The sequence below is a fragment of the uncultured Rothia sp. genome, assembly GCF_963544205.1.
GTDB lineage: Bacteria > Actinomycetota > Actinomycetes > Actinomycetales > Micrococcaceae > Rothia.
Genome location: NZ_CAUUDY010000008.1, coordinates 53,432 through 64,572, shown reverse-complemented (window position 1 = coordinate 64,572; position 11,141 = coordinate 53,432). Strand labels below are relative to the sequence as shown.

The following is an 11,141-nucleotide window of genomic DNA, read 5'->3' as shown; positions in this document are numbered from 1 at the left end:
TGCTGTAAGCTAAACCCAGCTTCAAGAGTTTCGACTGATAAGCTCCGACTATGGTCGAACGCCAACCCCATGTTCACGGGTGGCTCGGATGACGAAGCGGTTTGTATTCACCACCGGAATAACCGGTGGTAATTGGTACAGACAAGAGCAACGCGAAAGGATCGCGCCACTCACGGCGCAGGTTGTCACATGTACAACGGCTCTGCAACCGAAGCAGCAATCTCTCTGAACCCCTCCCGCTCCTACCAGGAAAGCCTGCGTGCCGCAGCTGTCCCCGCGCGAGGCGGATACACCGCAGTCAGCATTGACGATTACTCCCGCATTTCTTCTAAGCGCGACGAGTTCCTGAACTTCCTTCTTCTGCCCAACCCCGAGGGCATCCCCGCTATTGAGTACGCCGGTCTGCGCGTAGCGTAGCATTAGGGGTATGAATTTCTCCGGTATGCTCCTGGACTCCGACGTTCTTGCGGAGATCCGTAAGGCGGATCCAGACCCCGCCGTGGTCGCTTTTCTGCGCCGCCGCTCGTTCCGACACATGTACATTTCTGTGCTGAGTATTGGTGAGCTGAAGGGCCTGTACCCCTACCCGGAAACTGATCGTTGGATTACCGAACTTCTTGAGCGCTTTGGCGACCACGTTATTAACGTGGATGCGCGTGTGAGCCTCGAGTGGGCTGGCCGTCAGGCGCCGCGCGGCGTGCATGCCGTGGGTCGTGATGATGCCGGTCCGCTGCCTACCGCCGCCCTGGAGGGTCTGATGGCGGCGAGCGCGAGTGCCTATGATCTGGAGCTGATTTCTTCTAAGGCGCAGGTGTACCGCGCCTGGGGTGTTCAGGCTTCCAACCCGTGGACTGAGGAATAAAACTTTGCCGGATGCGCGTCCTCGCGTGCGTCCCTGTATGAATACCTGTGCGAATAGTTGTGAGAACCCGCTTTCGAGTGTTAATCGGAGGCGGGTTTCGTCGTTAATTCGTGGCATGATTGAAGGACGATGAAAAGCACCTCACCTATCTCGCGTTATTCCATGCCCATGCCTCTGTGGCTTCAGGGTGTTGTTGAGCTAATTGTTACTGCCCTGTTCTCTGCTGTTGCAGTGTTTGCGGCGATGTCTGCCGTGTGGGCGACCAAGGGCTTTGGCGACATGGAGTTCTCCTCCGTGGCCGCCATGTCGGCGCATCTGTGGCTTCTGGTTCACGGTGTTCCCCTGGATCTTGCGGCTGCTTTTGGTGCTTCTGCCGGCACGATGACGCTGGTGCCGCTGGGTTTGAGTATTCTGCCTCTGCTGCTCTGTTATCGTTCGGGCCGTCGCCTGGCGCGCGCCTCGTATGAGGGTGAGTTTTTGATTCCGGTGCTGTCCGGTTCGGTGACCTATGCGCTGATTAGTTCGGCGATGTACGGTTGGGCGAGCCCGCATCCTCAGCCTCTTCAGGCGCTGAATGCTGCCCTGGTGCCGTTGGGTATTGTGGTGGCTGGTCTGATGTGGGGTGGCTACCGTGAGGCGCGTTCGCTTTCGCGCATGGTGGGTGTTGATACTGCGGAGCAGATTTCGCAGATGAGTCAGTATTCGCGGTGGGCAGGTTCGTACGCCTGGGCTGTGGTGCGTGCCGCGGTGGTTGCTTTTGTGGCGCTGATTGGTCTGGGTGCGGTGCTTTTGGGTATCGGTATTTTGGCTGGCTGGTCGCAGATTGTTGCCACCTATCAGGAGCTGCACGCGGGCGCTGTGGGTGATACTGCGGTGACCCTGCTACAGCTGGGTTTCTTGCCGAACCTGGTGATTTATGCGATTGCGTGGTCGACCGGTGCCGGTTTCTCCTTTGGTGCGGGTACCTCGGTTGGTTTGACCAGTAGCGATGCCGGTACTTTGCCGATGTTGCCGATTCTGGGTGCTGTGCCCGAGTCGATGGGCACGTTTGGTCTGGTGGGTCTGCTGGTGCCGCTGGGTGCCGGTGCGATTGCTGGCTGGTGGTTCTTGCGTGAGGGTGAGGATCATCTGGATGAGTGGGTTGCGCTGAAGGTTCCCTTCCGCCCGCTGTCTGCGCTGATTTCTGCCGTGGCGCTGGGCGTGATGACCGGTATTCTGACGTCCTTTGGTGCCCTGTGGCTGGGCTGGATTTCGTACGGCTCCCTGGGTATTGGTCGTTTTACGGAGGTTGGTGCTGAGCCGCTGACCTTTGCGGCGCATACCGCGTTGACGGTGGGTGCCGGCGTGACTTTTGGTATGTTGCTGAGCCGCGCCCTGGTGCCGGATAGCAGCCGTGAGCTGCCTCGTTTTGCGGATGAGCGCCCGAACCTGGGTGAGCGTCTGATGAGTTTTACTGCCTCGACCCGTGAGCGTTTTGCGCAGGGCCGTGAGCGTTTTGCGGAGCGTCGTGAGCAGCGTGCGCAGGCGCGCGCAGAGCGTATGGAGCGTGAGGCTGAGGAAGCAGCCGCACGTGAAGCCGCCGAACGTGAGGCTGCAGAGCGTGAAGCTGAGGAAGTCGCCGCTCGTGAGGCTGCAGAGCGTGAAGCAGCTGAGCACGAGGCGGAAGAGACGGCACGCGCGGCTGCCTCTAAGAAGGCTTCTGAGAAGAATGTCTCTGAGCCTGAGCAGTCTGTTGTATCTGAGGTAGCGACCGGTCATGTTCCGGTGCATCCGCAGGAGCCGGTGGTTGCCGTCCCCGTGGAGGCGACCGAACAGCTGGCGCAGCGTGCGGCGGCGGACGCTTTCGCCGAGATTATTGCAGAGCGCGAAGAAGCGGCTGAAGAGCCCGCCTCCGAAGAGGCTACTGCTGAAGAGAGCCCCGCTGAGCAGTACGAGCCGATTGAGGCCGTTCAGCAGGTCGATTACCTGCACTCTGCCCACGCTGACTCTGCCCACGTTGACTCTGTGCAGGCTGAGGATTACGAGAGCATTGAGGCATCTGTTGAGCCTGCCTCCAACGAGTACAGTGCTGACGAACACGGCACCTATGACCCCGCCGTGTACGCTCATGACCCCTCCGAGGAGGAGACTCGCGAGCTGATTCAGGAGCCTGTCTACGAGGCTGCTGAATCTGTAGCGGCTGAGCGTGAGAGCGGTGTTGAAGAGCCCACGGAGCAGGCGCCGCGTTCGAAGGGTCGCGCGAGCCGCATTATGGCGTACTTCGGTTTTGGTCTTGAGCAGCCCGCCGCAGCGCAGGGTTCAGAGGCGGCAGAGAGCGCCCACGCTGAACCCGCCCCGCAGGATTCCGCTCAGGACCGCGCGCTTGAGCGTGCGCAGAAGCGCGAGGCGAAGAAGGCGGCTAAGGCGGCACGCAAGAAGCAGAAGAACGACCTAGAACGTGATTTTGTGGATCGCGAGCTGGATGTCCTCTCTGCCGATCAGGCGATGAGCCGCATCTTTGAGGTTCGTAGCCAGACCGGCATCCTTCCGCTGGTGACCGATGAGGCGTCTACCGTGGAGCTGCCCCCGCTGGATGTCAGCTCCTCGAAGTCCCAGGGCTCTAACGCTCAGGGTTCTAACGCCCCCAAGAAGAACTAGCGAGCAGAAGAGCTAGAGCTAGACGCGCCGGTGAGCTTGTCCATCGTGCCCTGGAACTTCTGGTCGCAGGTGTACATGTCGGTCTGAGTCAGCGCGGCGGCGCGGCACTCGCGGTACTCCTGCGCGCCGGGCATGAAGGCAAGACCGATGCCGCCGAGCAGGGTCATGGCACCGTAGATAATGCTGACGCCCGCGGCAATGTAGAAGAACCAAGGGCCGCGGTAGATTGCGGTGCGCACAATCGCGATGATGCTCAGGGTAATGCCGACCAGCGCGAAGAGAAAGAGCGCCAAGAAGAGCGGCATCGTGGAGAGCACGAAGGATGATGCCGCGAAAATCACCAGCGCGGCAACAATCAGCATGAGTGAGGTGCGAATATTCGCCTTCTGCTGCTCGATGGGGTCGATGGGCTTGCGCGGCTTCTTGCCCTGAGGTCCTCGATGCTGCGGCATCATGTTTTGAGGTGCCTGCTGCGGCGCTCGCGGCGGAACCTGCTGGTTCTGCGGTGCCTGGTTCTGCGGGGCGTTCTTCGGAGTGTTCTGCGGGGGAGTAGACATACCTATAAGGGTACCGTCCCGTGCGCCCGCGACCTGTTGAGTTTGCGCCCAGCAAACCCCGGTGAACCCCATGAACCCCCATGAACTCCAGCGAACCCCGGTGAGGATTTGTCCCCGCCGGGGTTTCTTCGTGCTCGCCTTTGGGTTTTGGGTGCGTTGTGAACCTCTTATCCCTTTGGATAAGGGTGTGAGACGGGTTATACTAGTCGGGTGCGAATTGTGGTTATGGTATCCGGCTCCGGAACGAATCTTCAGTCCATCCTCGACGCTGTAGCAGCGGGCGAGCTTCCCCTCGACATTGCGGCAGTGGGCGCCGACAAGCCCTGTCTGGGTATTGAACGTGCCCAGGCGGCGGGTGTACCCACCTTCCTGGTGCAGCCCGGCGACTACGCCGACCGCCCCTCCTGGAACCGTGCGCTGGAAGAAAAGATCGCTTCCTACGACCCCGATTACATTGTGTTCGCCGGCTTCATGCGCATTGTTGACGCGCAGCTGGTTGAGCGTTTCAGCAACCGCATTATTAACACTCACCCCGCCCTGCTGCCCTCCTTCCCGGGTGCGCACGGCGTGCGTGACGCCCTGGCCCACGGCGTGAAGATCACCGGCCTGACCGTCCACTTTGTGGATGCGGGCGTTGACACCGGCCCCATCCTCGCCCAGGCGGCAGTGCCCGTTCTGGACGACGATACCGAAGAGACCCTGCACGAACGCATTAAGGTGCAGGAGCGCCGCCTGCTCGTGCAGACCATCGCGTCTCTCGCTGAATCCCGCGGCACTGCATCTGACAGCTAATTCCGCCCACTAAATTTTTCGCGGCGGAATGAGCCGAGCTCAAACCCCGCCGCCCACACACGTTCCGTTGTGCCCATTCGACGCGCTCACCTTAGCGTCACGCACAGCGGCGGGGAATACCCCCACACATATCCTGTCTATCCGGGCAGGCTACGTCCATCCACCAGCTGTGCCGTCGAGAACCGGCGTGCACGTCTAAAGCATCGGAGTATTTGTGTCTCTCATTGAGCTCGATCGCGTGCCCCTGCGCCGCGCCCTCATTTCCGTCTACGACAAGACCGGTCTGGAGGAGTTCGCCCGCGGCCTGCACGAGGCTGGCGTCGCGCTGGTCTCCACCGGCTCTACCGCATCCACCATCGCGGCAGCAGGCGTACCCGTCACCGAGGTCACCGAAGTGACCGGTTTCCCCGAGTGCCTCGAAGGCCGCGTGAAGACCCTGCACCCGCGCATCCACGCCGGTATTCTGGCTGACCGCCGCAAGCAGGAGCACATCGACACCCTCGAAGAGCTGGACGTTGAGGCGTTCGACCTGGTGGTTGTGAACCTGTACCCCTTCGTTGAGACCGTTGCCTCCGGTGCCGATCAGGACGCCATCATCGAGAAGATCGACATTGGCGGCCCCTCCATGGTTCGCGCAGCTGCGAAGAACCACGACGCCGTCGCTATTGTTGTGGATCCCGCAGACTACGCGCGCACCGTTGAGGCCGCTAAGAACGGTGGTTTCTCCCTGGATGAGCGCCGCCGCCTTGCCGCTGGCGCATTCGCCCACACCGCTGCGTACGATACCGCTGTGGCAACCTGGACCGCATCCCAGTTCCTGCAGGATGAGGACGCTAACTTCTGGCCCCCGTACGCTGGCCTGGGCTTCGAGCGCAGCGAGACCCTGCGTTACGGCGAGAACCCGCACCAGCGTGCCGCCCTGTACGTTGACCCCGCCGCTGCCCCCGGCATTGCTCAGGCTGAGCAGCTGCACGGTAAGGCGATGAGCTACAACAACTACGTTGACGCTGACGCCGCCCTGCGCGCCGCATACGACTTCGACGAGCCGGCTGTTGCCGTTATCAAGCACAACAACCCCTGCGGTATTGCTGTGGCAACCCCCGGTGCGGCTGACCCGATTGCGGACGCTCACGCGAAGGCACACGCTTGCGACCCGCTGTCCGCATACGGTGGCGTGATTGCTGCTAACCGCCCGGTGACCGCCGCTATGGCTCAGACCGTCAAGGGCATCTTCACCGAGGTGATTGTGGCTCCCGGTTTCGAGCCCGAGGCGCTGGAGATTCTGCGCGAGAAGAAGAACCTGCGCCTGCTGGTTCTGCCCGAGGACTTCGCCCGCGAGGCTATCGAGTACCGCCCCATTTCCGGTGGCGCACTCTTCCAGGAGGCTGACCGCCTGCAGGCTGAGGGTGACGACCCGAAGAACTGGACCTTGGTTGCCGGTGAGGCAGCTGACGAGGCAACCCTGCGCGACCTCGAATTCGCGTGGCGTGCACTGCGCTCGCCCAAGTCGAACGCCATTCTGCTGGCCGATAACGGCGCCGCAGTGGGCATCGGCATGGGTCAGGTGAACCGCGTGGATTCTTGCAAGCTGTCCGTTGAGCGCGCGAACACCCTCGGCGGCGAAGGTAACGAGCGTGCCCGCGGTGCGGTTGCCGCATCCGACGCGTTCTTCCCCTTCGCTGACGGCCTGCAGGTGCTGCTGGACGCCGGTGTGCGTGCCGTCGTGCACCCGGGCGGGTCGATCCGCGACGAGGAAGTTATCGAGGCGGCTAAGGCTGCTGGCGTGACCATGTACCTGACCGGTACCCGCCACTTCTTCCACTAAACACGTGTAGCGGGCTCAGTACGCGCTGAGCTACCTGCTGTGAGCGGGGCATTTCCGGGTGAACCTTTTGGTGAGCCCGGGGTACCCCGCTTTTTCGTGCTCTCCACCCGAGGCATCAGCGTTGGGGCATCCGTATTGTGGGCACTCATATTTATAGAATTTTTGCTCTATTTTGCGCCGGATTTGCGCATGAGGGCGCGTCACCGGCGACCAGGATGCGCACGGATTGGCTAAAAATTCGCTAGGATTAGGTTGTGCCTAAAGTCAGCGAAGAATACAAAAAGAACAGGCGTTCTCAGATTGTAGAGACCGCCCGCGAATGCTTCATCAAGCACGGTTATCAGAAGGCTTCGATGAGCGATATTATTGCGGCCACCGGCCTGTCTGCTGGAGCGATTTATAACCACTTCTCCTCCAAGGATGAGATTATCCTGGCGGCAGCCCGCATGGACATGGCGCCCTTCGACCGCATCCGCGCCGAACAGCCCTGGGACTACGTGTTCGGGTGCCTGAAGGTGCTGGACACCCCCAAGATTCGCCGTCACCTGCTCGTCACCTGGGGCGAGGCCGTGGCAATGCCGCAGTTGGCGACCGTGGTGTCTGAGCAGCTGAGCTACCTGCGCGATCAGTCGCTGGAACGCTACCGCACCTGGGGCGCCGCTGAGCTGGACTTCACCGAAGAGGAGCTCGAGGAGTGGCTGACCGTGATTGGTGCCGCGGTGCTGTCGGTGCTGACCGGTTACGTGGTGCAGACCCAGCTGGTGGCTGGCGGTAAGAAGGAGAGCGCTCGCGAGGCGTACCTGGAGTATGCTTCCGCGATTCTGCGTCAGGCGTAGGGTGCGCAGACCTGCGTAAACTGCCGTCGATAAGCCTGCAGGGGTGTGTTGCGCGCCCTGCGTTGGGCTCGCGCAGACGCTGTGAAAACTTCATCGTGATGCTTGGTAAAGCCCGTTTTCCTTCTCGAAGGAAAGCGGGCTTTGCGGTATTATGAGGTGTAGCTCATATTTTTTCATTCAGGGTTTTCAGCCGCAGACACTGCCGCAGCCCCGATGATGAGCGACTGAAGATAACGCAAAAACACTCCCAGGAGCGTAATGTCCGAGCAGAAGATCCTCGAGATGCCCCTCGTCGACCTCGACCCCGAGGTAGCAGAAGCCATTGAGCTGGAGCGCAAGCGCCAGCAGAACACCCTCGAGATGATTGCATCCGAGAACTTTGTCCCCCGCGCTGTGATGCAGAGCCAGGGCTCGGTGCTGACCAACAAGTACGCTGAGGGATACCCCGGCCGCCGCTACTACGGCGGCTGCGAATTCGTCGACATCGTTGAGTCCCTCGCTATTTCCCGCGTGAAGGAACTCTTCGGCGCTGAGCACGCGAACGTGCAGCCCCACTCCGGTGCGCAGGCAAACAACGCCGTCATGCACGCACTGCTGACCCCCGGCGACACCATCATGGGTCTGTCCCTGGCACACGGCGGCCACCTGACCCACGGCATGAAGCTGAACGTCTCCGGCAAGCTGTACAACGTTGTCGCCTACAGCGTGGACGAGAACGGCTACGTTGACATGGAGCAGGTGCGCGAGCTGGCCCTGGCCGAGCGCCCCAAGCTGATTATCGCCGGCTGGTCCGCATACCCCCGCCAGCTGGACTTCGCAGCGTTCCGCGCGATTGCCGATGAGGTTGGCGCGTACCTGTGGGTTGACATGGCCCACTTCGCTGGTCTGGTGGCTGCGGGTCTGCACCCGAACCCCGTCCCGCACGCACACGTGGTCTCCTCGACCGTGCACAAGACCCTGGGCGGCCCCCGCTCGGGCTTCATCCTCTGCACCGAGGAGCTGAAGAAGAAGATTGACTCGGCCGTGTTCCCCGGCCAGCAGGGCGGCCCGCTCATGCACGTGATCGCCGCGAAGGCTACCGCGTTCAAGGTTGCCGCATCCGAGGGCTTCAAGGAGCGTCAGAAGCGCACCATTGAGGGCGCGCAGATCCTGGCGAAGCGCCTGCTGGAGCAGGACGTGAAGGACGCCGGCGTTTCGATTGCCTCCGGCGGCACCGACGTTCACCTGGTGCTTGTCGACCTGCGCCACCACGCACTCAACGGCAAGGAAGCGGAGGACCTACTGCACGACGCCGGCATCACCGTCAACCGTAACGCCGTTCCGAACGACCCGCGCCCGCCGATGGTGACCTCCGGTCTGCGCATCGGCACCTCCGCGCTGGCGACCCGCGGCTTCGACGCCGAGGGTTTCACCGAGGTGGCTGACATCATCGCCTCCGTGCTGCTGCCGAACCCGGACATCGCGGCCCTGCGCGCTCGCGTGGATGCGCTCTGCGCCAAGTACCCCCTCTACCAGGGCAGCGAGAACTGGTAGACCCGTGAATGACCCCGTTCGCTCATCCGCCCGTGTGGCCGATGCGCGGACGGGGTTATTTCGCCCTCCGCCCGCCGTCCCGGACCCGCTCTATCGGTGAGGTGCGGCGGGGCCCCAAGAACCCAACACATAGACCATCCGTTTCGGCGAACCCGCCGTAATCTATGGAAGGAAAACAATGCCCCAGATTCTAGACGGTAACGCAACCGCTGCCGCCATCAAGGCGGAGCTGAAGGAGCGCGTCGAGGCGCTGAAGGCTAAGGGCATCACCCCCGGCCTGGGCACCGTCCTGGTCGGTGACGACCCGGCATCCCGCTCCTACGTGGGCGCTAAGCACCGCGACTGCGCGGAGATTGGTATTAACTCCATCCGCGTGGACCTGCCCGGCGATATCACCCAGGAGGAGCTCGACGCTGAGATCGACAAGCTGAACAACGATCCGGCTTGCACCAGCTACATTGTGCAGCTGCCCCTGCCCAAGCACCTGGACACCAACCGCGTGCTCGAGCGCATCGCCCCCGAGAAGGACGCCGACGGCCTGCACCCGACCAACCTCGGCAAGCTCGTGCTGAACGTTTCGGAGCCGCTGGATTCCCCGCTGCCCTGCACCCCGAACGGCGTGATTGAGCTCGTCAAGCGCCACGGCATCGACTGGAACGGCAAGAACGTGGTGGTGCTCGGCCGCGGTATTACTGTGGGCCGCCCGCTGGGCCTGCTGCTGACCCGCCGCGAGGTGAACGCCACCGCAACCCTGGCTCACACCGGCACCCAGAACCTCGACGAGGTGCTGCGCGAGGCCGACGTCATCGTCGCCGCTGTGGGCGTGCCCCACGTGCTGAAGGCTCACCAGGTCAAGGAGGGCGCAATCCTGCTGGACGTGGGTGTTTCCCGCGCCGAGGACCCCGAGACCGGCAAGAAGAAGCTCTTCGGTGACGTCTCGCCCGAGGCCGCCGAGAAGGCCTCGTGGGTATCCCCGAACCCCGGTGGCGTGGGCCCGATGACCCGCGCCGAGCTGCTGGTGAACGTGGTGGAGACCGCGGAGCGTCAGGCGGCGTAGATCCCCGCGACGTTCGCATAGACCCGTAACGAAAGACCCGTAGCGAAAGGGCGGTGCCCCGGTAGAACAATCTACCGGGGCACCGCCCTTCGCACGTCTCGTGCGGCCCCCTGCGTCAGGGCAGAGGCGCTAGAGAAGCAGCTCGTAAAAGTAGTGGTCCGAGAGGTACAGGGTCTCAGAGTATTCGACCGGCGTTCCCTCCTTGGTGTAGCCGGTGACGCACACCTTGAAGGCGGCCTCGCCCACGGGAACCTGCTGGTTGAAGGCATCGGCATCGGCGTCGGTGAAGAGGGCCGCGCCCGTGCGTACGCGGGCGTGCTTAATGGCGTTGGGGGTGTCGGCCAGCTGATCCAGGGAGCTGGAGGAGCCCGAGAGACCGGCCATCATGGAGTCCAGGATGCTGCTGGCGGCTTCCTTGACAAAGTACGAGCGCTCAAAGCCGATGACCTCGTGGTCGGCCAGGCGCAGACGGCGTACGAAGAGGACCGACTCGCCCACGGGAACGGATAGTCGGGTCGAAATTTCCTCGGTGGCGTCCACCCAGCGGGTCGCGATCATGCGGGTCGAGCCTTCGAACCCGCGGCGGCGCATATCGTCGGCGAAGGTGTCCACGCGCGGGATGTACGTGGCTTCGCTGCGTTCGGCCACGTAGGTGCCGGACCCCTGCACGTTATAGAGCAGGCCGCGTTCGATGAGAACCTTCAGGGCGCTACGCACCGTCTGGCGGCTCACGCCGAAGTTCTGCTGAATCGTGCGCTCGGTCGGGAGCTTATCGCCGGGCTTACCCGGAATGATGTAGCGCTGCTCAATATAGTGGATAACCTGCTCATACTTCGGGCCGGGAATCGGGGGTAGCTCGTAGCGGCTCTCAGCGTTGTGAGCAGTATTTTCGGATGCGGTGGTGCCCGCAGAATGCGAGGGGGCACCGTGGTCGGTGGTCTGTGAGGAGTGTGAATTCATCACCCAATAGTTTACCGTTCAGCCAGAGAAAAAACGCGCACGAGTGAAAATTTCTCTTCCTTCAAACTGGCATAATTAAGAC

The 11,141-nt window shown here is 62.2% G+C and carries 10 protein-coding genes and 1 riboswitch; of the genes, 8 read left to right on the top strand and 2 right to left on the bottom strand.

Features of this window, described 5'->3' with window-relative positions; genetic code table 11:
* The first annotated feature begins 19 nt into the window (after window positions 1-19).
* Window positions 20-154: riboswitch (SAM riboswitch) on the top strand.
* Window positions 155-189: 35 nt separating this feature from the next.
* The 3 genes from RWZ58_RS05730 to RWZ58_RS05720 all read left to right on the top strand — a co-directional run bounded on the left by RWZ58_RS05730 (window position 190) and on the right by RWZ58_RS05720 (window position 3,499).
* The gene (locus RWZ58_RS05730) at window positions 190-417 is read left to right on the top strand and encodes a hypothetical protein (RefSeq protein ID WP_005506796.1); all 228 of its coding nucleotides are present in this window, start codon (window positions 190-192) and stop codon (window positions 415-417) included.
* 10 nt (window positions 418-427) lie between these two features.
* A complete protein-coding gene (locus tag RWZ58_RS05725; protein ID WP_314657961.1) occupies window positions 428-862 on the top strand; it encodes a plasmid stabilization protein in 435 nt (144 codons plus the stop codon).
* 129 nt (window positions 863-991) lie between these two features.
* Window positions 992-3,499, top strand: coding sequence for a DUF6350 family protein (locus RWZ58_RS05720; protein ID WP_314657960.1), 2,508 nt, complete (start codon window positions 992-994; stop codon window positions 3,497-3,499).
* On the opposite strand, the gene RWZ58_RS05715 is transcribed toward RWZ58_RS05720, so the two are convergent.
* A complete protein-coding gene (locus RWZ58_RS05715) occupies window positions 3,496-4,056 on the bottom strand; it encodes a 4-hydroxyphenylpyruvate dioxygenase (protein WP_314657959.1) in 561 nt (186 codons plus the stop codon). The two genes, RWZ58_RS05720 and RWZ58_RS05715, sit on opposite strands and share 4 nt — an antisense overlap.
* Before the next feature lie 225 nt (window positions 4,057-4,281).
* On the opposite strand from RWZ58_RS05715, the gene purN reads away from it, so the two are divergent.
* The 5 genes from purN to RWZ58_RS05690 all read left to right on the top strand — a co-directional run bounded on the left by purN (window position 4,282) and on the right by RWZ58_RS05690 (window position 10,099).
* Entirely contained in the window at window positions 4,282-4,848 is a 567-nt protein-coding gene (gene purN, locus RWZ58_RS05710) for a phosphoribosylglycinamide formyltransferase (RefSeq protein ID WP_044143211.1), read from the top strand.
* 214 nt (window positions 4,849-5,062) lie between these two features.
* Complete coding sequence (purH, locus tag RWZ58_RS05705; protein ID WP_070628996.1) at window positions 5,063-6,673, top strand: bifunctional phosphoribosylaminoimidazolecarboxamide formyltransferase/IMP cyclohydrolase; 1,611 nt, start codon at window positions 5,063-5,065, stop codon at window positions 6,671-6,673.
* 254 nt (window positions 6,674-6,927) lie between these two features.
* Window positions 6,928-7,509, top strand: a complete 582-nt coding sequence (locus RWZ58_RS05700) for a TetR/AcrR family transcriptional regulator (RefSeq protein WP_294627700.1) — start codon at window positions 6,928-6,930, stop codon at window positions 7,507-7,509.
* A gap of 258 nt (window positions 7,510-7,767) precedes the next feature.
* Window positions 7,768-9,042, top strand: coding sequence for a serine hydroxymethyltransferase (gene glyA / locus RWZ58_RS05695; protein ID WP_314657958.1), 1,275 nt, complete (start codon window positions 7,768-7,770; stop codon window positions 9,040-9,042).
* A 178-nt stretch (window positions 9,043-9,220) separates the two neighbouring features.
* Window positions 9,221-10,099, top strand: coding sequence for a bifunctional methylenetetrahydrofolate dehydrogenase/methenyltetrahydrofolate cyclohydrolase (locus RWZ58_RS05690; protein WP_049333066.1), 879 nt, complete (start codon window positions 9,221-9,223; stop codon window positions 10,097-10,099).
* Between the two features lie 129 nt (window positions 10,100-10,228).
* Here the strand turns inward: RWZ58_RS05690 and RWZ58_RS05685 are convergent, their stop codons facing one another.
* Window positions 10,229-11,062 (bottom strand): GntR family transcriptional regulator, encoded by an 834-nt coding sequence (locus RWZ58_RS05685; protein ID WP_399549547.1) that lies wholly within the window; start codon window positions 11,060-11,062, stop codon window positions 10,229-10,231.
* Window positions 11,063-11,141: the final 79 nt, after the last annotated feature.